This window comes from Streptococcus taoyuanensis (assembly GCF_029589235.1).
GTDB classification, from domain to species: domain Bacteria; phylum Bacillota; class Bacilli; order Lactobacillales; family Streptococcaceae; genus Streptococcus; species Streptococcus taoyuanensis.
Window position 1 is genome coordinate 23,864 of sequence record NZ_JARQVW010000003.1, and the last position, 25,785, is coordinate 49,648.

The window sequence follows — 25,785 nt, forward strand, 5'->3', positions numbered from 1 at the left end:
TAAAGGATTGAAGAGGAAAGTCTTCAATCTTTTTTTTGATTCATTTTATAAAATCCATGTCATCGAAACGACATTTTTCTGAATTGCGCATAATTGTAGAAAAAATAAATAATTTTCAGATAATTTGATTGAAATTCCCACACTTATATGATATACTTGAGCTGACTATATGCGAGGTTTATTATGGCAAACTTATTAGAAAAGACACGTAAAATTACATCCATCTTGAAACGGACTGATGAACAGTTGCAGGTCGAGATGCCTTATAATGATATTGCCCAGCAATTAGCGGATATTATCCACTGTAATGCCTGTATCATTAATAGCAAGGGAACCCTTCTTGGTTATTTCATGCGTTACAAGACCAACAATGACCGGGTAGAAGCTTTCTTTCAAAATAAAAAATTACCAGAAGATTATGCCAAGGCGGCTAGTTTGGTCTACGATACAGAAGCTAATTTAGATGTGGACCATGATTTGAGTATCTTTCCGGTCGAAACCAAGTCTGAATTTCCTGATGGCTTGACCACCATTGCGCCTATCCATGTTTCTGGGATTCGGTTGGGTTCCTTGATCATTTGGCGCAATGATAAACAGTTTGCGGATGATGATTTGATCTTGGTTGAGATTGCGAGCACCGTGGTGGGGATTCAAATGTTGAATTTCCAACGCGAAGAAGACGAAAAAAATATTCGTCGCCGCACAGCGGTGAATATGGCTGTCAATACCTTGTCTTACTCTGAATTGCGGGCTGTTTCTGCCATTCTTAGTGAATTGAAAGGAAATGAGGGGCAGTTGACTGCTTCTATCATCGCGGATCGGATTGGCATCACTCGCTCTGTGATTGTCAATGCACTTCGGAAATTGGAGTCGGCCGGCATTATTGAAAGCCGTTCTCTTGGAATGAAGGGAACTTATCTTAAAGTGTTGATACCAGATATTTTTGAAGAAATTAAGAAAAGAGATTACTAATGACCAAAGCTTTGATTTCAATTGACTATACTGTCGATTTTGTGGCGGATGATGGTAAGCTTACGGCAGGTGCTCCTGCACAAGCCATTTCTGAGAGCATTGCTCAGGTGACCCAATTGGCCTTTGATCAAGGAGCCTATGTCTTTTTTGCCATTGATGCGCATGATGTAGACGATCCTTTTCATCCTGAAAGCAAGCTCTTCCCACCCCATAATATCATTGGGACTAGTGGACGCGATTTGTACGGCCCTTTAGCAGATTTTTATCGAGAACATAAAGCGGATTCACGTGTCTTTTGGATGGACAAGCGTCATTATTCTGCTTTTTCAGGGACGGATCTAGATATCCGCCTTCGGGAACGTCATGTGGATACTGTTATTTTGACGGGTGTCTTGACCGATATCTGTGTCCTTCATACAGCGGTTGATGCCTACAATCTGGGTTATCAGATCGAAGTTGTGGAACCTGCAGTGGCATCGCTCACTCCTGAAAATCACCAGTTTGCTTTGAATCACTTCAAGCATGTCTTAGGGGCAAGTTTGGTAGACGATACACTAGCTGAATTAGACCCAAAATAAGAAACCGATGTAAAAGAGGTCATAGACACTTGTCTAGGCCTCTTTTTTGGGCTTAGAAATTGTTTTCCTCTCTTGAAAATGGTATTCTAATGAAAGAAAAAAGGGGAAGTTATGAGTAAAAAAGCTGTCGTGTTTTCAGCCAATCTGTCTTATATGGAAAAGTTGGAAACCGCTATGAAGTCACTGTGTGCCCATCAGGACCAGTTGAAAATTTATGTTTTAAATGAAGATCTACCAACTGAGTGGTTTACTATCATGAATCAGCGCTTGCGCAAGTTGGATTCAGAAGTGATCAATTGTCGGATGTCTCCCGAGCAATTCCAGTCCTTTTCGCTTCCGAGTGACCATATTCACTATGCAACCTATTTCCGTTACGCTATTCCAGAGATGGTGGAAGAAGAGCGAATCCTCTATCTGGATTGTGATATGATCTTTACACAGGATTTATCGCCTTTATTTGAGGTCGATCTAAAAGGTTATGGACTGGGTGCAGTGGTAGATAAGCCGACGACTACAGATGGTTTTAATGCTGGACTTTTGGTGATTGATAAGGCTTGGTGGCAAGAGCACCAAGTGACAGAGGCTCTTTTTGACCTCACTGGCGAGCACCATCAGCATGTTTACGGAGATCAAGGAATTTTGAATCTGTATTTCAAAGATGCTTGGTATCCATTACCTTGGACCTATAATCTACAAGTAGGGTCTGATAAGGATCAATATCTCTATGGTGATTTGGACTGGTATGATGCCTTCCAAGGGATCCCAGCAGTCGTTCACTATACCTCTCATAATAAACCATGGACCTCCAAACGCTTCAATCGTTTTCGTGAATTATGGTGGTTTTATTATGCCCTCTCTTGGGAGGAAATTTTGCTTCGAAAACCGATTTTGAAGCAAACCTATCAAGATCTAGTGGGAGATTTTCCTTATCATGCGGCTATTTATACCCATACAGCAGATATCCACGAGTTGGAGACCTTGTTAAAAGAGTTGCCAGACGTAGCGATTCATGTCCTTGCCCATAGCCATTTTGGTTTTAACTTGGTGCAATTGGAACGCTACCCCAACCTCTTTCTTTATCCCTCTTTTGATCCTTTGACCAGTCGAAAGGTCTTAGAGAAATTGGATTTTTACCTGGATATCAATCCTTATGATGAGGTGGATCAGATGACGCAAACGATCCATCAATTGGGCTTGCCGATTTTCTCTTTTGAAGGAACCAATCATGTAGAGAATGGTGTGAACCAAGTGTTTGCGGATGATCAGGTGCAGGAGATGGTGGCAGCGATTCGCGATTATTTAAAGAGAAATGAGAAGAAGCATGGAAACAAATGAAGTAGTGAGTATCATCATTCCCATCTATAATGTAGAAGCTTATTTGAGACAATGTTTGGAAACGGTTATCCATCAGACTTACCCTCACCTTGAAATTATCCTGGTCAATGATGGTTCGCCAGACCAGTCAGAAGAGATCTGTAAAGAATTTTTTAGGAAGGATGCACGCATCCGCTACGTTCGCCAAGAAAATGGTGGCTTATCTGCTGCTCGGAATACAGGGATTGAGTTAGCGACTGGTGATTACATCACCTTTATTGATCCAGATGACTGGGTGACGGAAGACTATGTAGAAGTGCTCTATCGCCAACTTCAAAAATATAATGCGGATGTTTCCGTAGCCAACTATAACCTCTATGATGACAGTAGTAGCAAATACTTGATCAAGGTAACGGACGACGATTATTCAGAGACCCTTTATGAGGGGAGAGAGATCATGGACCACGATGCCATCCAGGAGACCAGAGATATGGCCTGGGCTTGTGCCATGATGAAGCTCTATAAGCGTGGTTTATTTGAAGGACTTCGTTTTCCGGTCGGAAAAAATGTTGAAGATAACTTTCTCATGTACAAGCTCTTCTTAAAAGCCAATCGGGTGGTCCATACGGAGAAATGTATTTATTGGTATCGCGTGGGTCGTTCAGATACTCTGTCCCAGGTTTGGACAGAAAAGCGGGTACTGGATGAGATGGAAGCCAAGCAAGAAAAATTGGCTCTTCTTGGGATGTTGGGCTATGATCTGACCTGGCACCGCTATATCTATAAAACGCGGTTGAAACGGGCTCTTGAAAAACTAGAAGAAGCTGGCTTACAAGAGTCAGAAACCTATGAGCGCGTGGTGATCAACCTCAGTTTCGTTGAAACCATGGACTAAGAACTTATTGATGAGAAAGGATCAGCATGTTCATTATTGCATCAGAGCAGACCAGAGAGCTGGAACGTTTGCGAAAATTATTGGACAAACTTGGCCAGCCCTACCGTGTGTTTGTGACCAATCTGGAAACAGATATAGCTGAACAGACAGAGAGTCTGGCGACCTTTTTTACCCAAAAAGACCCAGCATCAAAAATTGGAAAACCTTTATTTTTCAATGATCTAGCAGTTCCAGAATTATGGGAATGTTGGACACTAGGGATCACAACCTATCTTTTTGATGGTGAGGAACGTCGTGCCAACGTGGTTTTGCGAGAGGATATCTTGTCTCGAACAGTTGACAGAGTGGAATGGTTTGGTCAGGGAGAAGAGATCGTATCCATTGATGTCTACAACCGCTATGGCTGGAGAAGCAAACAGAGTCTCCTTACGGAATCTGGCCAACCATATTTAGACATCTATTTGAACCGTCAACAAGAAGAAGTCTTGCTTCACTTTGTCTCACAAGGAACCTTTTTGCTTCAAACTCCTAAGGGACGGGATCGCCTGTATGCCAATAAGAAAGAGCTGCAAAGAGCTGTCCTAGAACAAGTCTTGCCGGAAGATGAAGCCGTTCTTTTGATGGACAAGGCATTGCTAGATGTTGTGAAAGAGAAACCAAAGGAAAGACTCGCCTACTGTGCCAGTGACGCGCATGATCTAGACGAGATCAAAGAACAAGTCAGTCAGATTTTGTTGGTAGAAGATGGTCTGTTGAGTGAGAAAATAGACGGAATCACAGTCTTGTCAGGGCTGGTAGATGTGGAGCAGGAAAGTTTTCAACCAGAAGCCATGGTTATGACGGCTTCTCAAGAGGTCGAAGGCCTATCTAGCCTGGTCCATCAATTCCCACAAGTCACCTTTCACATTGCTGCTTTGACGGCTATGGGGCCGAAATTAACAGACTTAGCGACTCGCTCCAATGTGCGCCTCTATCCAGGGATTTCGCTGGACAAATATGAGGACTTGTTATCTAGCTGCTCTATTTATCTGGATTGCAACCAGGGAGAAGAAGTGTGGAGTAGTAGTCTTCATGCTCTTGAAAATGGGCAAGTCTTATTTGGTTTGAAGAGCACGGTTCATCAGGAAGCCTATAAAAACTTGAGCACAATCACAGATACAGTCGAAGAAATGAAACAGCAACTAGATACCTTGCTCCAGCATCCAGAGACCCACAAAGAATTGGTAAGAGAGCAGGCACGAATCTTGAAATTGCCTGAAAAAGAAGCTTTGGAAGAGCTGTTTAAGCGATTAGAGGGAGGAACCGCATGACCATTTATACCTTTAATCTATTAGTGGGATTCGAACCTAATGGGGTTGATGTTGCACAAGCCTCTCGGGCAAAGATGCTCCGGAGACTAGGAGTGGCAGCGAAGTTTGTCTTTACCACTTGGCCCACTCCAGAAAAATTGGCCTATTACCTCTCATTGGGGCACCGGGATGAGGAACTGCTTTTTGCCCATTTAACTTTTACGGATCAACAGACTACGGTCCCTCAAAAGTCGGTAGGGGCCTTGCAAATGGAGTTTCAACTGACTCGTCTGGATGTTGTTGAAAAAACGGAAAGAGTCATTCGCTACCAATTTGCGGATGGAAACGCCTTGAGCTTTCATTTGGATCCCTATCATCCAAACTGTGTCCGCTATGTAGACTATCTTTTGGCTGGAAATAGGATCAAGCGAGAGTATTATGGAGCTTGTAAACTTGTCACAGAGTATTTTCAGTATGGTAGTGTTGTCAGACGGATCTATCACCATCAAGATGGGACTATCGCTTTTGAAGAATCGAGGTTAGGTGGAAGCTGGCTCTATAAACTGGGGTCTGAGATTTTGACCAACCATACAGAAGTGATGAGACGTTTTTTGTCGCAGCTGTCGCTAAAAGAAGAAGATCTGATTCTGCTTGACCGGGCTTCGCGCATGGATTTTGCTCGCCCTTTGTTGGAGAAACCTGCCCCTTCAAAGCTCGCCATGGTGTTTCATTCGGAGCATGAATTTGAAAATGGCCATCTCAATTATGAATATTATTATGTGTTCAAGTATGCTAAACGCTTCGATTATTTCATCACGGCAACGGATCTTCAAAAAGAAGTCTTGGAGCAGACACTTGCTAAACAAGGATGCCAAGGAATTCCAATCTATAGCATTCCGGTTGGGCATCTAGAAGAATTGACAGAATCACAAGGAGATCGACCTCCCTTTAGTGTGCTCACAGCTTCCCGTTTGGATCCAAGAAAACGCATCGATTTGGCTATTCGAGTAGTGGCCCAAGCTCATGAAAAACTCCCAGCCCTTCAGTTTGATATTTGTGGGAAGGGTGGAGAAGCGGACAACTTGCGCCACCTGATTCAGGAGCTTGCAGCACAAGATTATATTCACCTACGCGGTCATGCGGATCTTCAGCAGATCTATCCTTGCTACCAAGCCTACCTCACCACTTCTCAGTGGGAGACCTTTGGTTTGACTTTGATGGAGGCGGCTGGAGCAGGTTTGGCCTTGCTGGGCTTTGATGCCCGTTATGGTAATCCAACTTTTATAAAAGAGGGTGAAAATGGCTTTTTGGTACCTTATAGCGAGACAGTGCCAGAAGAAGAGTTGGTGAAAGAGTTGGCAGACAAGCTGGTCCAGCTCTTTGAAAGCGACCTCGCTCCATTCCATCAGGCTTCTTATGAGTTGGCCTCTTCTTACCTCGCTTCTAAGGTCCAGGAAGTCTGGAAAGAGACTCTAATGGAGATGGGGCAATTAGGCGGAAAAGAAATATAAAATGAAGAATCTGTAGCGACAAAAAAGTCCTACAGATTTTTTCTAAGGCAAGCAAATTGGGCTAAATTATGGTAAAATAGAGGGTATTGAAAAATCATCATTTCACGAAAGGAAGCAAGATGAAAATAACGCAAGAAGAGGTAACCCACGTTGCCAATCTTTCAAAATTGAAATTCTCTCCAGAAGAGACAGCTGAGTTTGCGACAACCTTGTCTAAAATTGTCGACATGGTGGAATTGTTGGAAGAAGTGGACACAACAGGCGTTGCTCCAACAACGACCATGGCGGATCGTAAGACTGTATTGCGTCCGGATGTTGCTGAAAAAGGGACTGACCGAGACCGCTTGTTTAAAAATGTACCTGAAAAAGATAACTACTACATCAAGGTACCAGCTATCCTAGAAGATGGAGGAGATGCCTAATGTCATTCAACCATAAAACCATTGAAGAGTTGCACGACCTCCTTGTCTCTAAGGAAATTTCGGCAACCGAATTGACACAAGCAACGCTGGACGATATCAAGGCGCGTGAAGAAGCGGTTAATGCCTTTGTAACGGTGGCCGAAGAAGCAGCTCTTGCACAAGCCAAGGCCATTGATGAAAAAGGAATCGATGCAGACAACCTCCTGTCAGGGATTCCACTCGCTGTCAAAGACAATATCTCAACAGATGGTATCTTGACAACTGCGGCTTCAAAAATGCTCTATAACTACGAGCCAATCTTTGATGCGACAGCGGTTGCCAATGCCAAAGCCAAAGATATGATTGTCATCGGAAAGACCAACATGGATGAATTTGCCATGGGTGGATCTGGTGAAACTTCTTACTATGGACCAACCAAGAATGCATGGGACCACAGCAAGGTGCCTGGTGGATCTTCTAGTGGTTCAGCAGCTTCTGTCGCTTCAGGTCAAGTCCGTTTGTCCCTTGGTTCAGATACAGGTGGTTCTATCCGTCAACCGGCTGCTTTTAATGGGATTGTTGGTCTCAAACCAACTTATGGAACAGTTTCCCGTTTTGGTCTCATTGCTTTTGGTAGCTCACTCGACCAAATTGGGCCGTTTGCACCAACGGTTAAGGAAAATGCGCTCTTGCTTAATGTTATTGCCAGTGAAGATGATAAAGATTCAACTTCAGCGCCAGTGCGCGTAGCAGACTATACTTCTAAGATTGGTCAAGACATTAAAGGCATGAAGATTGCCCTTCCGAAGGAATACCTTGGGGAAGGGATTGACCCAGAAGTCAAAGAAACTATCCTTAAAGCGGCCAAACACTTTGAAAAATTGGGAGCAACTGTCGAAGAAGTCAGCTTGCCTCATTCTAAATACGGAGTTGCCGTATACTACATCATCGCTTCATCTGAAGCTTCTTCAAACTTGCAACGTTTCGATGGGATTCGCTATGGTTTCCGTGCAGAAGATGCTAAAAACTTGGATGATATCTACGTGAACACTCGTAGCCAAGGCTTTGGTGATGAGGTCAAACGCCGTATCATGCTGGGTACCTTTAGTTTGTCATCTGGTTACTACGATGCTTACTACAAGAAAGCTGGTCAAGTCCGTACCCTTATTATCCAAGACTTCGAAAAAGTCTTTGCGGATTACGACCTTATCCTTGGTCCAACAGCTCCTAGCGTAGCCTTTGATTTGGATTCGCTCAACCATGATCCGGTAGCCATGTACTTGGCTGACCTCTTGACCATTCCAGTCAACTTGGCAGGCCTTCCAGGGATTTCGATTCCTGCAGGTTTTGCGCAAGGTCTTCCAGTTGGTTTGCAGTTGATTGGTCCTAAGTATTCTGAAGAAACCATCTACCAAGCTGCAGCTGCCTTTGAAGCTACGACGGATTACCACAAGCAACAACCCCTTATTTTCGGAGGTGACAATTAATGAACTTTGAAACAGTCATCGGACTTGAAGTCCACGTTGAATTGAATACAAACTCAAAAATTTTCTCACCAACCTCTGCTCACTTTGGGAACGAGCAAAATGCCAATACCAATGTGATTGACTGGTCTTTCCCAGGGGTGCTTCCTGTCTTGAACAAGGGTGTTGTGGATGCTGGTATCAAGGCTGCTTTGGCGCTGAATATGGATATCCATCAGCACATGCACTTTGACCGGAAGAACTATTTCTACCCTGATAATCCAAAGGCCTACCAAATTTCGCAATTTGACGAGCCAATCGGTTACAACGGTTGGATTGAAGTGCAATTGGAAGACGGCTCAACTAAGAAAATTGGGATTGAACGGGCCCACTTGGAAGAAGATGCTGGTAAGAACACCCACGGAACAGACGGTTTCTCTTATGTAGACCTCAACCGTCAGGGAGTGCCGTTGATCGAAATCGTTTCTGAAGCAGATATGCGTTCTCCTGAAGAAGCCTACGCCTATTTGACAGCCCTCAAAGAAGTTATCCAATACACTGGTATTTCAGACGTCAAGATGGAAGAAGGATCGATGCGGGTGGATGCCAACATTTCCCTTCGCCCATACGGCCAAGAGGAATTTGGTACCAAGACGGAGTTGAAAAACTTGAACTCCTTCTCAAACGTCCGTAAAGGTCTTGAATACGAAGTGGAGCGCCAAGCGAAAATCTTGCGTTCAGGTGGGGTCATTCGTCAAGAAACACGCCGTTATGATGAAGCTAATAAGAGTACGATTCTTATGCGTGTTAAAGAAGGGGCAGCGGACTATCGTTACTTCCCAGAACCAGACCTACCACTCTTTGAAATCTCAGATGAGTGGATTGAGGAAATGCGTACGGAGTTGCCAGAGTTTCCAAAAGACCGTCGGGCTCGCTATGTGGCAGAGCTTGGCTTGTCTGACTATGATGCCAACCAATTGACAGCGACGAAAGTCACTTCTGACTTCTTTGAAGCAACTGTAGCCCTTGGTGGCGATGCCAAACAAGTGTCTAACTGGCTCCAAGGTGAAGTCGCACAATTCTTGAACGCAGAAGGCAAAACGCTGGAAGAAATCCAATTGACACCAGAAAACTTGGTTGAAATGATTGCCATTATCGAAGATGGAACCATTTCATCTAAGATTGCCAAGAAAGTCTTCGTTCACTTGGCGAAAAACGGTGGCGGCGCGCGTGAATACGTCGAAAAAGCTGGTCTGGTACAGATTTCAGATCCTGAAGTCTTGATACCAATCATCCACCAAGTCTTTGCAGACAATGAAGCAGCCGTAGCTGACTTCAAGTCAGGGAAACGGAATGCGGACAAGGCCTTTACAGGCTTCCTCATGAAAGCAACCAAAGGTCAAGCCAACCCACAAGTAGCCCTCAAGTTACTTGCTCAAGAATTGGCGAAGTTGAAAGAAGAGTAATAGAGAAAAAACCAGCCGAGAGGTTGGTTTTTACTATCCATAAAATTGTGTTAGAATAGGAAAGACCATTACATATCAACTGGCATTAGGAGGAGTTACATGAACAAATTTTTAAGAGTCTTATTTGTCCTGGTTATCATCGCCATGACTGGAGCGATTATCTTCCAGCTATTCTTTCCATCCTATATGGGAAGTCATTCGGGATATGGTATTTCTGTCGGTTGGCAACGGGAGATTGGGATTTGGAATGTGGCGGTCCTTGTGATCCTGATTGCTGTCAATCTCAAATACGATTGGTTTTATCTTCGAACGGTTCTATTGGCTTTGATCCTAGGTGGGCTTGGGATCGGTACTAATCATCTCTTCAGTTATTTTCACTATCATCTGCCGGTCAATGGGATCGGTGCGCTTGAAAATTATCTCCTAGTCCTTGGTTGGATTGTTGGGTGGAGATTGGAATCTTCTCGGATCAAGAAGAAATAAGAAGGAGCAGTCAAAGGGCTGCTCTTTTTCATCTTCAGTTTTTCCTTGACAAACAAAAGGAAAACGTTTACAATTTTAAATATAAAGTTTCCTGAAAAGAAAACAAAAAAGGTGAAAACAAGGAGATCATCATATGGCTACTATGAAAGCAGCTCGCTGGCATGCAGCAAAAGACGTTCGTATCGAAGAAGTGGAAGTACCTGAAGTACAACCACATCAAGTAAAAGTGGCAGTTAAGTTCACAGGGATCTGTGGTACGGACTTGCATGAATATTTGGATGGACCGATCTTCATCCCAACTGAAGAACATGTGTATTCTGGTCAAAAAGCACCGGTCACTTTGGGACATGAATTCTCTGGTGAAATTGTAGAAGTCGGAAGTGATGTGACTCGTGTCAAAGTTGGCGATCGTGTCACTATCGAACCAATTCTTGCAGAGCACAATTTGATTGGTGATTATAACCTTGATCCAAACTTGAACTTTGTCGGCCTTGCTGCAGATGGTGGTTTTGCCAAATATTGTGTCCTTGATGGGGATTTGGTTCATGTGATTCCAGATGGCTTGAGCTATGAACAAGCTGCGCTTACAGAACCTGCAGCTGTGGCTGTTTATGCCGTTCGTCAATCTGCATTGAAAACTGGGGATACAGCCGTTATCTTTGGCTTGGGTCCAATCGGTCTTTTGATTGTTGAAGCCCTTCGTGCAGCAGGAGCATCAAAAATCTATGCGGTTGAATTATCTCCTGAACGCCAAGCGAAAGCGGAAGAATTGGGAGCAATCGTTGTTCGCCCAGAAGAAGGAGAAACAATCGTCGAAGCCATCCATCGTTTAACAGGTGGTGGAGCAGATGTTTCTTATGAAGTGACTGGGGTTCCAGTTGTTTTAGGTCAAGCCTTGGCAGCTGTTCATAAAGCTGGGGAATGTATGGTCGTATCTATCTGGGAACGTGAAGCTAGCATCAATCCAAATGAATTCGCTATCCAAGAAAAATCTCTCAAAGGAATTATTGCCTACCGTCATATCTTCCCTAAAGTGTTGGAATTGATGGAACAAGGCTACTTCTCTGCTGAAAAATTGGTTACCAAGAAAATTAAATTGGAAAATATCGTTGAAGAAGGATTTATTGAATTAACACAAGATAAATCTCAAATCAAGATCTTGGTTCAACCTGAATAAGCGAATAAATTTATATGAAATATATGAGGCTGAAACGTTTCGTTTCGGCCTTTTATGATACAATAAAAGTAAGGAACAGATTTGGGAGGGGACTATGTCAAAGACGATGAAAGGAACACTCATGACCTTGATTGCTGGGATCGCTTGGGGACTATCCGGAGTTAGCGGGCAATATTTAATGGTTCATGGATTTTCGGCTATTGAGTTAACAAATCTCCGTTTGCTTTTTTCTGGAATTGTCCTTATTCTTCTTTCCTACGTTGCAGATAAGGAGAAGTTTTTGGCCTTTGTCAAAGATAAATCTTCCTACCTCCCCCTCCTTGTTTTTGCCTTTTTAGGATTGTTATTGACTCAGCTGACCTATTTAGAGGCGATTGCTGAAACCAATGCTGGGACTGCTACGGTGTTACAGTATCTCTGTCCAGTGGGAATTTTAGCCTATACCTGTATCATGGATAGGGTGGCCCCTACACTAGCAGAAGTGGTTTCGATGCTTCTAGCGATTGGTGGCACATTCTTAATAGCAACCCATGGTCAACTCAATCAATTGGCCATCAATCCCAAAGGTTTGGCTTGGGGAGTGGTGTCAGCCTTTGCCTATGCCCTTTACATCATTCTACCTCTGAACTTAATTCAAAAATGGGGAAGCATGCTGGTGATTGGAGTTGGGATGGCTATTCCAGGAATCCTAATGCTCCCTTTTAGTGGTCTTCTCTCTTCTTCTGAAAACTACAGATTCGATACCTGGATGGCCCTTTTTGGCTTGGTGGTTATTGGGACGATTTTTGCCTATACAGCCTTTCTGAAAGGAACCTCTTTGGTAGGAGCCGTTAAAGGAAGCTTGCTGGCGTCCTTTGAGCCTGTTTCGGCAGTTTTCTTTGCCTTTGTCATTATGAAGGAGCATTTTTTTATGGTTGATGTGATTGGGATGGCCATGATCCTCCTTGCAGTTCTCTTGATTTCCCTCAAGGATTTCATGATTCAAAAAGAAAAAGGCATCTTGTAAAATCAAGACCAATCATATTTTAGTTAAAAGGTTGAGACGAAGGTCTTAGCCTTTTTATGACAGGGAAGAGTTATCACTATATAGCGTATACATAAATAGAAAAAGATGTTAAAATAGAACAAAACTTTTTTAAGGAGATAAGGATGAAAAAGATTTTTAAATGGACCCTATTTGCTGTGGCGACTTTGAGTCTAGTAGCTTGTGGCACCACTGCTCAAAAGACAAATTCGCAGCAATCAAAGACGGAAAAAGTAGCAAAAAGCTCAGCATCTGACGGTCAAGTAGAGCTGAGCCTAAAAGGAGGGCAATACATCAAACCGCCTGTCCTCAATGACTCAGAAGACGGCACTTATTTGGCCCTTCAATTAGAATTTAAGAATGTTGCTAAAGAATCTATTAACGTGTCAGATTCAGATATCACCATTTACGATGCGGAGAATAACAAGGTCAAATTGCAGTCAGGAATTTATGACCAAACGGAAGCCTTCCAATTGCTCAAGAGTGATCAGTTGGCCCAGGATAAAAAATTAACCGGCTATATTGTCTTCCCAGTCGAAAAAGGCAAAAAATACGAAGTGCAGTATGAACGAAAAACCTATAGCTCTGATAAAAAAACGAAGCCTCTAAAATTTGCGGTGGATTCTTCTCAGTATGAGGACAAGGTGGAAGATTCCACCCTTCTAGCTGATGAATACATCAATCAAGTTTACTTTAGTGGCCAACGAAAGGTCAAAAAGGATGATGCTTTTGTTTTGGGAACTGATTTGAAAAAGGAAGCCAGTGATTTCCGTGCGAAATTTGCGGCTGATTTTACTCGTAAACTACACGATTACCAATTCCCAGAAGAAGAAGTGACCCAGTTTATCGATGCTTATGAAAAGGAAAATGCAAAGCGCGCTAAATTAACCTATAAGGTTAAACAATATCTCCCGGACAAGGTGGTCATTAGTCTAAATCCTGAGACTGTCAGCATGGAAAAGACGATTTTAAACCACATGCAGACCTTCTATCAAGAACATCGGAAAGATTATTCGAGTATCATTGAGGCCAATCAGGCTCAAAACAAAGCCTATAGAGAGGAAATGATGGCTTCTCTTGCGGATCGCCCCTTGACGACGCCGGATCGATACGACTACCAGTTGACCTTTGTTAAGAAAGATGGCAAATGGGAAGTGGAAAAAGCCTATAATAGTGATAGCTTTATGGAAAAATTCGAGGGAAATCTTTCTTAATCATGAAGAAGACACTCCTAGGACAGAAATCTAGGAGTGTTTTTTGTCTATAGTTTGAAACTATATCAAAACCCAAGAAACAAGAATTAGACGGAAACACCTATTAGTGATAAAATAATTTTAAGTTTGAAAGGAGATGAAGGCTCGTGTCTTTTTCTTATGAAGAGTTAGCAGAGATTCGCCACTATATCCACCAACACCCTGAATTGTCTGGTCAAGAATACCAGACAACCGCCTTTCTAAGGGAACGTTTGGAAGAGTTGGGGATTCGTATTTTAGAGAGTGGATTAAAAACTGGTCTGATTGCAGAAATTGGATCTGGTAAACCAGTGGTGGCGCTACGTGCAGATATCGATGCCCTTCCAATTTTGGAACAAACAAATCTGCCCTACCAAAGTCAACATCCAGGTGTCATGCATGCTTGTGGTCACGATTTTCATCAAACCAGTCTTCTAGGAGCAGCAGCTCTTCTCAAGGAAAAAGAAGACCAGCTGGAAGGAACAATACGCTTGATCTTTCAACCGGCAGAAGAAATTTCAGAAGGTGCTTCTGACGTTCTAGCAACAGGACTGTTGGAGGATGTTCAAGGAATTATTGGATTTCATAATATGCCTCAGCTAAAAGCAGGACAACTTGCTTTGAATGCTGGAGCTATGATGGCAGGGGTAGAGAAATTTAAGGTCACTGTAACAGGGGTTAGTAGCCATGCTGCGAGACCGGATTTGGGAGTTGATACGGTAACAGCCGTCACAACCATGGTTCAGAATGTACAATTATTAATTTCACGGACCATTTCTCCCTTTGAAACAGCTGTTTTATCGATTACTCATCTAAATGTGGGTTTAACCTGGAATGTACTCCCAAAATCAGGCTATTTTGAAGGAACGATTCGCTCCTTTAATCCGAGTGTGCAAAGAGAGTTGAAGGAACATTTCATTTCGATCATTCGTCATATAGCAAAAAGCCTGGAAGTGGATGTGGCTTTTGAGTGGGGAGTGACCCCGCCTGTTACCTTTAATGATGAGGAATTGACCAAAGTCGTTTGGGAAGCTTCACAAGGTTTGGCTGAAGTGATCCCAGCGAATCCTTCTACAGCTGGAGAAGACTTCGCCTTTTACCAAGAGCGAATTCCTGGAGTCTTTGCCTTTATCGGTTCAAATGGAGAACCGGATGCGCCAGACCTCCATCATGATCACATGACCATCGATGATGCAGCCTTTCAGGTGTCGGTTCCCTATTATGTTGAAAATGCGCAAGCTTTATTGCGGTATTTTAAAGAAAAATAAGTGTGATAAAGAAAAACTATCACCTCCATAAAAAATATATATTAGGCAAGTGAATGCTTTTCTGGTAAAATAAAAAAATACTTTTAAAATGGCGTTTTATGTGCCTGAAACCAAAAAGGAGATCCTATGAATCTAAAAAAAATGATTAAGTATTCTGCTTTAGGATTAGTTGCAGTCCTTGCAACCAGTGCTTTAGTAGCATGTTCATCTGGCAAATCAGCCAGTGGCAAGAAAACCATTGAAGTTGGGACTGTTGGAACAACCAAACCCTTCTCTTATGAAGAAAAAGACGGCAAGCTAACTGGTTATGAGATCGAAGTATTGCGTGAAATCTTTAAAGGTTCAGACAAATACGAAGTGAACTTTAACAAGACAGAGTGGTCTTCAGTCTTTGCTGGATTAGATAGTGACCGTTTCCAAATCGGTGCCAACAACATTAGTTACTCAAAAGAGCGGGAAGAAAAATACCTCTATCCAAATCCATATGCTCGCAATCCATTAGTATTGGTCGTACCAAAAGATTCTTCTATTAAATCTTTGGATGACATCGGTGGTAAGAAAACAGAAGTTGTTCAAGGAACATCAACTGCTAAACAATTAGAAGATTACAATAAAAAACATTCAGATAATCCAACTGACTTGCAATACACAGATGGAACCATTCAAACCATCATGGCTAATCTAGCGGATGGTCGTACAGATTACAAGATCTTCGAACGGATCTCAGTAGATACTATCATTCGTGATCAAGGCTATGACAACTTGAAGGTTATCGAGCTTCCAAGCGACCAACAACCTTATGTGTATCCAATTATTGCAAAAGAAGATAAAGACCTTCAAAAATTTGTCAACAAACGTATCAAAGAACTCTATGACAATGGAACCCTTGAAAAACTGTCTAAAAAATACTTTGGTGGAGTTTATCTACCAGAAGCAAAAGATATTAAAGAATAATATTTAATTAAAGGAGACTTCAAAATGAAATTGAAAAAAATTCTTGGTTTAACAGCTCTTGCAGCTATTGCAACATTTGCTCTTGCAGCATGTGGTTCTTCAAAATCATCTAGCAAAGATGGTGAAACAACTGTAAAAGTGGGTGTTATGACTTTGAGCGACACTGAAAAAGCTCGTTGGGATCAAGTTCAAAAGAACTTGGATGACGCTAAAACAGGGATCAAATTGGAATTCACTCAATTTACAGATTACTCACAACCAAACGTGGCTGTAAAAGATGGTAGCGTGGATATCAATGCTTTCCAACACTACAACTTCCTTGATAACTGGAACTCTAAAAACGATAATGCCCTTGTTGCAGTAGCAGATACTTACATCGCTCCAATCCGTCTTTACTCTGGTACAGAAAACGGTAAAAACAAATACACTTCAATTAAAGAAATTCCTAAAGGTGGAACAATCGCTGTACCAAATGACCCAACAAATGAAAGCCGTGCCTTGTATGTCTTGCAATCAGCAGGTTTGATTAAATTGGATACCAAAGATGGTCAATTGGCAAACGTGTCAAACATCAAAGAAAATTCAAAAGATTTGAAGATCTCTGAATTGGATGCTTCACAAACACCATCTGCTCTTCCATCAGTAGATGCTGCTGTCATCAACAATACCTTCGTTCGTGAAGCAGGCGTTGATTTCAAAAAAGCTATCTATGTTGAAAAGAAAGACAACAACTCAAAACAATGGTACAACGTGATCGCTGCTAAGAAAGATTGGGAAAAATCTGATAAAGCAAAAGCAATCAAAGAAATCATCAAAGCCTATCACAAAGACAATGTGAAGAAAGTGATCGAAGAATCTTCAGAAGGAATGGACCAACCAGTCTTCTAAGATTTGATCTCATGTGTATGAAGGAGGTGGAGAAGCAATTCTCTACCTCTTATCGTGTATTAGGAGGAATGCATGCCTTTTGCAACAGAAGCGGAACAAATCCGTAAATTTGAAAATGATGAGGTCGCACAACATTATTTTGAAGTGTTGCGAACATTGATTTCAAAAAAATCCATCTTTGCCCAACAAGTTGGTCTCAAGGAAGTGGCCAACTATTTGGGGGAAATTTTTACAGCTGCAGGAGCCAAAGTCGAAGTTGATGATAGCTATACAGCTCCTTTTGTGATTGCCAAATTTTTCTCGCCAAATCCTGAAGCCAAAACCATCATTTTTTATAACCACTATGATACGGTACCAGCTGATGGGGACCAACCTTGGACGGGAGACCCTTTTACCTTATCGGTTCATTATGGAACCATGTACGGTCGAGGGGTTGATGATGACAAGGGGCATATCACAGCTCGTCTTACAGCTCTTCGAAAATACATTCGTGAAAGTGGCGAGTTGCCAGTCAATATCACCTTTATCATCGAAGGGGCAGAAGAGTCCGCATCGACGGACTTGGATAAATACTTGGCCAAACACAAGAAACACTTGCGTGGGGCAGACCTCTTAGTCTGGGAGCAAGGTACCCGAAATAATCAGGGACAGTTGGAAATTTCCGGTGGTAGCAAGGGGATCGTCACCTTTGATATGGTGGTGAAGAGTGCAGAAGTGGATATTCATTCTAGCTATGGCGGTGTGGTAGATTCTGCTTCTTGGTATTTGTTAAATGCTATCGCCAGTCTTCGTGACAAAGAAGGCCGAATCTTGGTGGATGGGATTTATGATCAGATCCAAGAACCCAATGAACGCGAGCTAGCTTTGATCGAGCAATATGCCAACAAAGGACCAGAAGACGTAGCGGAAACCTATGGCCTGACCCTCCCAATCTTGAAGGAAGATCGAAAAGAATTCCTACGCCGTTTCTATTTTGAACCAGCCCTGAATATTGAAGGCTTTGGCTCTGGTTACCAAGGTCAAGGTGTCAAAACGATTCTTCCGGCAGAGGCACGTGCCAAGATGGAGGTGCGTTTGGTTCCTGGACTGGATCCCAAGGATGTCTTAGAAAAGATCAGGCAACAATTGAAGAAAAATGGCTATGATCAGGTCGAATTGGTCTATACTCTCGGTGAAATGAGTTACCGAAGTGATATGAGTGCCCCATCGATTTTAAATGTCATTCGGCTGGCCAAAGACTTCTATAGAGAAGGAGTTTCTGTTCTTCCAACAACAGCGGGAACAGGGCCAATGCATACGGTATTTGAGGCTTTGCAGGTACCGATGGCAGCCTTTGGGATTGGCAATGCCAATAGCCGTGATCATGGGGGCGACGAAAATGTGAAAATCGCCGATTATTACACCCATATTGAATTGATAAAGGAGTTAATAGCAAGTTATGAGTAAAGCAATGATTCAGCTGGACCACATTGATGTGACCTTCCAGCAAAAGAAACGTCAGATCCAAGCCGTCAAAGATGTGACCATTCATATTAATGAAGGCGATATCTATGGGATTGTAGGGTATTCCGGAGCCGGAAAATCGACCTTGGTTCGGGTGATCAATCTCTTGCAAGTGCCTAGTGCCGGAACCATCACTGTGGATGGGGATGTGATTTATCAAGATCAGGTGACCCTAAAACCGGCTGCCCTTCGGGAGAAACGTCGGGATATCGGGATGATCTTCCAACACTTCAACTTGATGGCTCAAATGACTGTCGCAGAAAATGTAGCCTTCGCTCTTAAACATTCAAATTTAAATAAAGAGCAAAAGAATGAAAAAGTGGCAAAATTGTTGGAACTGGTTGGTCTAGCTGACCGTGCAGAAAATTACCCAGCACAATTGTCTGGTGGACAAAAGCAGCGGGTAGCGATTGCGCGTGCCCTTGCCAACGATCCAAAAATTTTGATCTCAGATGAGTCAACTTCAGCCTTGGATCCAAAGACGACCAAACAAATTCTAGCTTTGTTGCAAGAGTTAAACAAAAAACTTGGCTTAACCATTGTCTTGATCACCCATGAGATGCAAATTGTCAAAGATATTGCCAACAGGGTAGCTGTCATGCAAAATGGCGAGCTGATTGAAGAAGGGTCTGTTTTAGATATCTTCTCGAATCCGAAAAATGCTTTGACGCAAGACTTTATCACGGTTGCAACAGGAATCGATGAAGCCATGGTGAAAATCAATCAACAAGCGATTGTTAAGAACTTGCCAGATGACTCGATTTTAGCGCATCTCAAGTATGCGGGTTCTGTGACAGATACAGCTATCATCAATGATATTTACAAGCAGTACCAAGTATCTGCCAACATTTTATTTGGGAACATCGAGATCCTTGATAACACGCCTGTTGGAGAATTGGTGGTCATCTTATCAGGTGAAAATCAAAATCTGGAAACGGCCAAAGCTGAGTTAGAAAATGCAGGAGTTTCCGTGACTATTGTGAAAGATGGGAGAAAAGCATGATCCAGTTAATTCAAACATATTTACCAAATGTCTATAAATTAGGGTGGTCTGGCCAGTATGGATGGGGAACCGCTATTTACTTGACTCTTTACATGACCGTTATTTCCTTCATTATTGGTGGATTTTTAGGTTTGGTGACAGGACTTTTGTTAGTCTTGACCCGTCCAGGTGGTGTCATCGAAAATAGAATCGTTTTCCAAATTTTGGATAAAATTACTTCCTTGTTCCGCGCCATTCCTTTCATTATCTTGTTGGCCTTTATTAATCCTTTGACCTACTTGCTCTTGAAAAATACCATCGGTCCTACAGCGGCACTTGTTCCGCTATCCTTGGCTGTCTTTCCATTCTTTGCCCGCCAAGTCCAAGTAGTCTTGTCAGAATTGGATGGAGGCGTGATTGAAGCAGCACAAGCCAGTGGGGCAACCTTCTGGGATATTGTTGGTGTCTACCTTCGTGAAGGGCTTCCTGATTTGATCCGTGTAACAACAGTGACCATCATTTCCTTGATTGGAGAAACCGCCATGGCGGGTGCCGTTGGTGCTGGAGGATTAGGAACCTTGGCCATCAACTACGGGAAAAACATGTTTAACAATGATGTCATCTTTGTGGCGACCTTATTGATCCTGATTCTTATCGTTCTGGTCCAATTTATCGGGGACTTCCTTTCGAAGAAAATTAGCCACCGTTAGGATCAGTATCCAATGAATAGAATAAATGTGAATCAAATAAAACAAGTTGGAGCCTTCACTTTCCTCTATTTTCTTGCGATTGGACTGGGGGTCTTAGTTGGAAATCTGGTCGATCATCAAGGAAATATGTTTTATGCTCCTGCCTTTTCAGCCTTGTTTGGCGGGATGATCTACCGCTATTATCTAGAAAAAATAAAAGGAGTTGGATCTATCTTTATAGTTGGCTGCGTGATTGGATCCTTCTTCCTCTTTTCGCGTCATGGTGCAGGGGCCTTTATTCCAGCCTTGATCGCCGGAAGTTTTGCGGAAATGGTCGCCTCAAGTGGTCGTTTTCGCTCGAATTTACGAAATGCCTTGTCTTTTGTCATTTTTGCCTTTGCGACGACAGGGCCCATTCTTATGATGTGGTTCTATCCAGCCAGTTACCGCATGTCGTTACTGGATCGTGGTAAATCGATAGACTATGTCAATCGGGTGATGGTATCACCAGATCTAGCGACCATCACTTGGTTTGTCCTCACGGTCATAATGGGTGCTGGATTAGGATGGGGACTATCGAACATCCTTCTTCCATTATTGGCCAAAAAAGGAGATAAAGATGCACAATAATTTACTAGTTCTTCAGTCAGACTTTGGTTTGGTGGATGGAGCAGTATCAGCTATGATTGGGGTTGCTTTAGAAGAATCACCAACCCTTAAAATTCACCACTTAACTCATGATATTACCCCCTACAATATCTTTGAAGGGAGTTACCGTCTCTTTCAGACAGTAGATTACTGGCCAGAAGGGACGACCTTTGTTTCGGTGGTCGATCCTGGTGTTGGTTCTAAACGAAAGAGTGTGGTAGCTAAAACGGCGAAGAATCAATACATTGTCACTCCGGATAATGGGACTCTCTCTTTCATCAAGAAACATGTAGGGATTGTTGCTATCCGTGAGATTTCAGAGGTGAAGAACCGCCGGGCCAATACAGAGTTTTCTTATACCTTCCATGGGCGTGATGTCTATGCCTATACAGGAGCTAAGTTAGCCAGTGGCCATATCAGCTTTGAGGAAGTGGGACCAGAACTCAGTGTCGAACACATTGTAGAAATCCCAGTGGTGGAAACGGTTATGGAGGACAATCTTGTCAAAGGAGCAGTTGACATCTTGGATGTGCGCTTTGGTTCTCTCTGGACTTCGATTACCCGAGAAGAGTTCAATCATTTGAAACCTGAATTTGGGGAACGCTTTGAAGTGACCATCTATAACAATGACATGCTGGTTTACCAAAACCAAGTAACCTACGGCAAGTCTTTCGCCGACGTGCGGATTGGACAGCCAATCCTTTATATCAATTCCCTCTACCGTGTTGGTCTTGCCATCAACCAGGGATCCTTTGCTAAGGCCTATAATGTAGGAGTTGGGGCTTCTTGGAATATCGAGATTAGAAAAATGGAAAATTAATAGGAGATATCATAATGAAACAGAAATCATTATTTTCAATTAAAGATGTTGTAGCTATTGGGGTTGGAGCAGCCCTCTTTGTCGTGATTGCTATGTTGCAAATCCCTGCACCTGCACCGAATACGAGCATTCAGTTGCAATATGCCCTTCAAGCTCTCTTTAGTGTAGTTTTTGGTCCGATTGTCGGTTTCTTAATCGGCTTGATTGGTCATGCCATTAAGGATGCTATGTCAGGTGGTCTTTGGTGGACTTGGATCATTTCAAGTGGTTTGTTTGGACTTTTTGTTGGTTTCTTCCGCAAACAAATCGGTGAATTCAAAGGGGAAGTGACAAAGAAAGAATTAATTGTCTTTAACATCGTTCAAATCGTATCCAACCTTGTGATCTGGGGCTTGATTGCTCCGGTTGGAGATGTCTTGATCTACAAGGAAAGTGCCAATAAAGTCTTCCTACAAGGTGTTGTTGCGGGTTCTTTTAATGCATTAACAGTGGCTGTTGCAGGTTCTCTTCTCTTGATCGCTTATGCACGGACTCAAACAAAAGATGGAAGTTTGACCAAAGATTAAATGTACAGAAGATAAGAGAGTGGGACAGAAATCGGTAATTCGTTAGAATTCAATTTCGTCGTCCCACCTCCGCACAGTTGAGTAGGGCTGTAAAAGCTGATGAAATCAGCGTAGTAGAGCCCACTCAACCACTGCATCTTGCTCGACAATCCAAAGACAATTGAGAGGCTAGGACTTTTTTCCAGCCTCTTTTTTTGTTTTGTAAAAAATATTTTTTACAAAATGCAAGATATATATTGCAAAATAGAAAATATAGTGTATAATAGAGCTATAAAAATAAGAAAGGAAAAGCCTGTGGCGAAAAATCTCAAATTAAAAATGGCCCGGGTCGAGCATGATATGACCCAGGGGGATCTTGCAGATGCCATTGGAGTGACGCGCCAGACCATCGGTCTGATTGAGGCGGGAAAGTATAACCCAACCCTCAGTCTCTGCCTTGCCATCTGTAAGACCTTGGATAAGACGCTGGATCAACTGTTCTGGGAGTAACAGTTTTAATAATAGAAAGAGGAAGAATATGAAACAAAAGAAAGAACCAATTGTAAAAGATGAACGGACTATGCTACTTGATGGAAAAATCGCAGGAGAACTTGTCCTTGGCATGACCTGCTTTATTGCCCTATCTGCCTTTGTGAAGTCCAGTATCCTGGACTTAGACCTAGTCGCTTATCTCCCTGAGATGTTCCTTCTGATTGCCATGGGGGCTTATGCTCTGCTAAGAAGGATCAGTTCAGGGATTGAAATCCGAGATGTGTTAGAAAAAGATAGCTGGTTGAGTCGCCTTGGGTCAGGTCTATTCTTTGCTGTGCTTGTGACAGCTATGGATGTGATTGGAAAGAGAGAAGCAATGAGCTTTATCTTGAGTCCAAAGTATCTGGTCAAAATTCTATTAGAAATTCTCGTCTTTGCCATCCTGACAGATCTGCTTGAAAAACCACTTGCTCTTATCAATCGGAAAAAACAAGAGAAGATCGAGGCAGAATTAGAGGATGAAGAATAAGGAGGAAGGGATGAGATTACAATTGCTGAACAAACAAATCATAGATGAACGAGAAGAAGGCTTAGCTCATAAGGCTGGTGCTGAGATGGCTGTTTTTCTTTTCCTTGCCTTAACTGTTTTTAGTGTAGGATCCATTTTTACATCTAAGGTGGGGCTCAGTCCAATCATGGTGGTAGCCTTACTCATCGTCTCAGGATTATATTATTCGGTGCGTTGTCAACGATTGGGTGTGAGATTTATCAGTTATAGCTATCTAAATGTGACGGGAATTGTAGCAGTAACCTCTATTCTCTCCTTGTTCATCTGGCTCAAAATTTTCAATTAAACCAAGCTGTCTATCAGGCAAATCCCTTCCATTCAAAATTCTTACTAGTACTTCCTATTACCTTTTTACTGAATCTTCCAATTGTATGGGGAGTGAATACCCTTGTAATGCTTCTTGCAAAAGTTGAGAAAAGACGCTATGAAGCCTATCTGGATCAGTTGGAAAAGGAAGAGTAGGAAGTTGGAACCCTGGTTTCATCGTATAAAAGTCTGGGAAACCAGGCTTTTATTTTTCAGTCAAATAAATTGCATTCGTTTTCTTGGGAGAGTATACTGGTATAGTTGAATGAAAAATTCTGATAATTTAATCTTAGAAAAGAGAATGACATGGCAAAACCTATTCGTGTATTACTTTACTATAAATATGTTCCCATCGAAAACGCAGAACAATTTGCAGCTGATCACTTGGCCTTCTGTAAATCAATCGGCCTTAAAGGTCGTATCTTAGTCGCTGATGAAGGAATCAACGGAACCGTATCTGGTGACTACGAAACAACGCAAAAATACATGGACTACGTTCACAGCCTTCCAGGGATGGAAGACCTCTGGTTCAAGATCGATGAGGAAGAAGAGCAAGCTTTCAAGAAGATGTTTGTCCGTTATAAGAAAGAGATTGTCCACCTTGGTTTAGAAGATGATAATTTCGATAATGACATCAATCCTCTTGAAACAACAGGTGCTTACTTGTCACCAAAAGAGTTTAAAGAAGCTCTTCTCGACGAAGATACCGTTGTCCTTGATACTCGGAATGACTACGAGTACGATCTTGGTCACTTCCGTGGAGCTATTCGTCCAGACATCCGCAACTTCCGTGAATTGCCACAATGGGTCCGTGATAATAAGGAAAAATTCATGGACAAACGCGTTGTCGTCTACTGTACTGGTGGAGTCCGCTGTGAGAAATTCTCAGGCTGGATGGTGCGTGAGGGCTACAAAGATGTTGGTCAATTGCATGGCGGAATTGCAACCTACGGGAAAGATCCAGAAGTTCAAGGCGAACTGTGGGATGGGAAAATGTACGTCTTTGACGAGCGGATTGCAGTCGACGTCAACCATGTCGATCCAAGCGTTGTCGGCAAAGACTGGTTTGATGGAACGCCATGTGAACGCTATGTCAACTGTGGAAATCCTTTCTGTAACCGTCGCATCTTGACTTCAGAAGAAAACGAGGACAAGTACCTCCGTGGTTGCTCACATGAGTGCCGGGTTCACCCTCGCAATCGTTATGTCCAAGAACACAACTTGTCACAAGCAGAGGTTGCTGAGCGTTTGGCCCTTATCGGTGAAACGCTTGATGGAGCACCTGCATAATGGAAACAAACAGTCTGAAAGCTCAGGCTGTTTTTATATGGAAATTGATTGAAAATTGTGCTATACTTTAGGTAAGCGATTTCACAAAGGAGAAAACAAATGAGTATCGTGTTTTCAATCAAAAATAAAAAGAGCTTATTTGGCTATCAGAAAGTACTCGCAGCACAGGAAGTTCTTAAATTGGTAGAAGGGTTGACAACCTACAACTATGATCCTGCTACCCTTCATCGTCCCTTAAATGATTTTGAAGGCTTGAACTGTATCGTATTTGGTAAGAGCGGTCTTCCTCTGCAGTTACGCTATTTTGATGAGGAAGAGTCTTATCAGATTCAGGTGCCCTCTTTTGCGATAGAAGAAGATTGGCAGTTGGCCCTTCGATGGCTTAGTCGCCTAGGAGAAGTATTAGGAACGGAGATTGTGGCCAGCGACGGCGTGAGCTATACTCCAGATTCTATTTTCCATTTTGATTATGAAGTCGTTATCCTAGAAACGCTGGGTAATGTGACCAAGGAAAAAGATCTAAAAGAGTTTGAAGTACAAGGCTTCGCTCATCCAGTCTATTTGGATCGGGATACAGTGCAGGAAGTCTTGAACCATGTCCATCCACTAGAAGCCTACTCTGCCTTTATCAAGAAGATTCAATATAGTGCAGCATATTTCAGTCAAGTCCGTTTTTATCAACAGGAGGAGACAGGAGCCTTCTTAGCCAGCTATAGCTTGACAGAAGATACGGATACGGTCTTGCCAAGCGTGCCACATGTTCCTGCAGAATATGTAGAAATTGTGGGCTTAGCGGGTATCATTGATTGGCGAGTTCTATTGGTTGCGATCGATGGAGATCCGGATAAGCCAGAAAATTACCATCCAATTGGCTCTCTTGCTCTGAAGAATCTATTGGCAGCGCTAGAGCCAGATGAATTCCAGCTGCTAGATGCTAGTCAAATTGAAATTAAAAAATTGTCCAAAGAACGGTTGCTAGAATTAGCGCAATTGGAAAACAAGTAAAAAGAATCGCAGTGAACTGTCC

General features: G+C 42.6%; 26 protein-coding genes and 1 pseudogene. All 27 read left to right on the plus strand.

The features are described 5' to 3' along the window. The first annotated feature begins 183 nt into the window (after positions 1-183). Complete coding sequence (codY, locus tag P5Y91_RS03550; protein WP_021153765.1) at positions 184-972, plus strand: GTP-sensing pleiotropic transcriptional regulator CodY; 789 nt, start codon at positions 184-186, stop codon at positions 970-972. After that, the gene (locus P5Y91_RS03555; RefSeq protein WP_155124671.1) at positions 972-1,550 is read left to right on the plus strand and encodes a cysteine hydrolase family protein; all 579 of its coding nucleotides are present in this window, start codon (positions 972-974) and stop codon (positions 1,548-1,550) included. The genes codY and P5Y91_RS03555 overlap by 1 nt, the downstream gene beginning before the upstream one ends. 111 nt (positions 1,551-1,661) lie before the next feature. Next, positions 1,662-2,885, plus strand: coding sequence for a glycosyltransferase (locus tag P5Y91_RS03560; protein ID WP_155124672.1), 1,224 nt, complete (start codon positions 1,662-1,664; stop codon positions 2,883-2,885). Continuing rightward, the gene (locus P5Y91_RS03565; protein ID WP_155124673.1) at positions 2,872-3,759 is read left to right on the plus strand and encodes a glycosyltransferase family 2 protein; all 888 of its coding nucleotides are present in this window, start codon (positions 2,872-2,874) and stop codon (positions 3,757-3,759) included. The genes P5Y91_RS03560 and P5Y91_RS03565 overlap by 14 nt, the downstream gene beginning before the upstream one ends. A gap of 26 nt (positions 3,760-3,785) precedes the next feature. Further along, positions 3,786-5,069, plus strand: coding sequence for a glycosyltransferase family protein (locus P5Y91_RS03570; RefSeq protein WP_155124674.1), 1,284 nt, complete (start codon positions 3,786-3,788; stop codon positions 5,067-5,069). After that, positions 5,066-6,559 carry a glycosyltransferase gene (locus P5Y91_RS03575; RefSeq protein WP_277838997.1) on the plus strand — a complete coding sequence of 498 codons (1,494 nt, stop codon included), beginning with the start codon at positions 5,066-5,068 and terminating at the stop codon, positions 6,557-6,559. Before P5Y91_RS03570 ends, P5Y91_RS03575 begins: the two co-directional genes overlap by 4 nt. 119 nt (positions 6,560-6,678) lie before the next feature. Further along, positions 6,679-6,981, plus strand: coding sequence for an Asp-tRNA(Asn)/Glu-tRNA(Gln) amidotransferase subunit GatC (gene gatC / locus P5Y91_RS03580; protein WP_002884769.1), 303 nt, complete (start codon positions 6,679-6,681; stop codon positions 6,979-6,981). Continuing rightward, positions 6,981-8,447, plus strand: a complete 1,467-nt coding sequence (gene gatA, locus P5Y91_RS03585) for an Asp-tRNA(Asn)/Glu-tRNA(Gln) amidotransferase subunit GatA (RefSeq protein WP_031572932.1) — start codon at positions 6,981-6,983, stop codon at positions 8,445-8,447. The genes gatC and gatA overlap by 1 nt, the downstream gene beginning before the upstream one ends. Continuing rightward, positions 8,447-9,889: an Asp-tRNA(Asn)/Glu-tRNA(Gln) amidotransferase subunit GatB gene (gatB, locus tag P5Y91_RS03590; protein ID WP_277838998.1), complete on the plus strand. Its 1,443-nt coding sequence runs from the start codon at positions 8,447-8,449 to the stop codon at positions 9,887-9,889. The genes gatA and gatB overlap by 1 nt, the downstream gene beginning before the upstream one ends. A 99-nt stretch (positions 9,890-9,988) precedes the next feature. Next, positions 9,989-10,372 (plus strand): hypothetical protein, encoded by a 384-nt coding sequence (locus tag P5Y91_RS03595; RefSeq protein ID WP_003005450.1) that lies wholly within the window; start codon positions 9,989-9,991, stop codon positions 10,370-10,372. Positions 10,373-10,505: 133 nt separating this feature from the next. Next, positions 10,506-11,549 (plus strand): 2,3-butanediol dehydrogenase, encoded by a 1,044-nt coding sequence (locus P5Y91_RS03600; protein ID WP_195423995.1) that lies wholly within the window; start codon positions 10,506-10,508, stop codon positions 11,547-11,549. A 94-nt stretch (positions 11,550-11,643) separates the two neighbouring features. After that, positions 11,644-12,555: a DMT family transporter gene (locus tag P5Y91_RS03605; protein WP_195423997.1), complete on the plus strand. Its 912-nt coding sequence runs from the start codon at positions 11,644-11,646 to the stop codon at positions 12,553-12,555. Positions 12,556-12,698: 143 nt separating this feature from the next. Beyond that, a complete protein-coding gene (locus P5Y91_RS03610) occupies positions 12,699-13,787 on the plus strand; it encodes a DUF4352 domain-containing protein (RefSeq protein WP_277838999.1) in 1,089 nt (362 codons plus the stop codon). Between the two features lie 146 nt (positions 13,788-13,933). Further along, positions 13,934-15,073: an amidohydrolase gene (locus P5Y91_RS03615; RefSeq protein WP_277839000.1), complete on the plus strand. Its 1,140-nt coding sequence runs from the start codon at positions 13,934-13,936 to the stop codon at positions 15,071-15,073. Positions 15,074-15,199: 126 nt separating this feature from the next. After that, complete coding sequence (locus tag P5Y91_RS03620; protein WP_024056430.1) at positions 15,200-16,027, plus strand: amino acid ABC transporter substrate-binding protein; 828 nt, start codon at positions 15,200-15,202, stop codon at positions 16,025-16,027. A gap of 24 nt (positions 16,028-16,051) precedes the next feature. Continuing rightward, the gene (locus tag P5Y91_RS03625) at positions 16,052-16,915 is read left to right on the plus strand and encodes a MetQ/NlpA family ABC transporter substrate-binding protein (RefSeq protein WP_049492388.1); all 864 of its coding nucleotides are present in this window, start codon (positions 16,052-16,054) and stop codon (positions 16,913-16,915) included. Between the two features lie 72 nt (positions 16,916-16,987). Further along, complete coding sequence (locus tag P5Y91_RS03630; RefSeq protein ID WP_155124681.1) at positions 16,988-18,361, plus strand: M20/M25/M40 family metallo-hydrolase; 1,374 nt, start codon at positions 16,988-16,990, stop codon at positions 18,359-18,361. Beyond that, on the plus strand, positions 18,354-19,421 hold the full coding sequence (locus P5Y91_RS03635; protein WP_155124682.1) for a methionine ABC transporter ATP-binding protein: 1,068 nt from the start codon (positions 18,354-18,356) through the stop codon (positions 19,419-19,421). The genes P5Y91_RS03630 and P5Y91_RS03635 overlap by 8 nt, the downstream gene beginning before the upstream one ends. Further along, a complete protein-coding gene (locus tag P5Y91_RS03640; RefSeq protein WP_003008487.1) occupies positions 19,418-20,110 on the plus strand; it encodes a methionine ABC transporter permease in 693 nt (230 codons plus the stop codon). Before P5Y91_RS03635 ends, P5Y91_RS03640 begins: the two co-directional genes overlap by 4 nt. A 12-nt stretch (positions 20,111-20,122) precedes the next feature. After that, positions 20,123-20,719 carry an MptD family putative ECF transporter S component gene (locus P5Y91_RS03645; protein ID WP_118095484.1) on the plus strand — a complete coding sequence of 199 codons (597 nt, stop codon included), beginning with the start codon at positions 20,123-20,125 and terminating at the stop codon, positions 20,717-20,719. Continuing rightward, positions 20,709-21,557 (plus strand): SAM hydrolase/SAM-dependent halogenase family protein, encoded by an 849-nt coding sequence (locus P5Y91_RS03650; protein ID WP_049498675.1) that lies wholly within the window; start codon positions 20,709-20,711, stop codon positions 21,555-21,557. The genes P5Y91_RS03645 and P5Y91_RS03650 overlap by 11 nt, the downstream gene beginning before the upstream one ends. A gap of 14 nt (positions 21,558-21,571) precedes the next feature. Next, on the plus strand, positions 21,572-22,123 hold the full coding sequence (locus tag P5Y91_RS03655) for an ECF-type riboflavin transporter substrate-binding protein (protein WP_049472837.1): 552 nt from the start codon (positions 21,572-21,574) through the stop codon (positions 22,121-22,123). Positions 22,124-22,417: 294 nt separating this feature from the next. Further along, positions 22,418-22,612 (plus strand): helix-turn-helix transcriptional regulator, encoded by a 195-nt coding sequence (locus P5Y91_RS03660; protein WP_003005328.1) that lies wholly within the window; start codon positions 22,418-22,420, stop codon positions 22,610-22,612. Positions 22,613-22,640: 28 nt separating this feature from the next. Next, positions 22,641-23,123: a DUF6773 family protein gene (locus P5Y91_RS03665; protein ID WP_277839002.1), complete on the plus strand. Its 483-nt coding sequence runs from the start codon at positions 22,641-22,643 to the stop codon at positions 23,121-23,123. An 85-nt stretch (positions 23,124-23,208) separates the two neighbouring features. Continuing rightward, positions 23,209-23,624 (plus strand): annotated as a pseudogene (locus tag P5Y91_RS10365) (DUF6773 family protein). Between the two features lie 150 nt (positions 23,625-23,774). Beyond that, complete coding sequence (gene trhO, locus P5Y91_RS03675; RefSeq protein ID WP_118396585.1) at positions 23,775-24,758, plus strand: oxygen-dependent tRNA uridine(34) hydroxylase TrhO; 984 nt, start codon at positions 23,775-23,777, stop codon at positions 24,756-24,758. Positions 24,759-24,857: 99 nt separating this feature from the next. Then, entirely contained in the window at positions 24,858-25,763 is a 906-nt protein-coding gene (locus P5Y91_RS03680) for a DUF4299 family protein (RefSeq protein WP_118396587.1), read from the plus strand. Positions 25,764-25,785 lie beyond the last annotated feature (22 nt).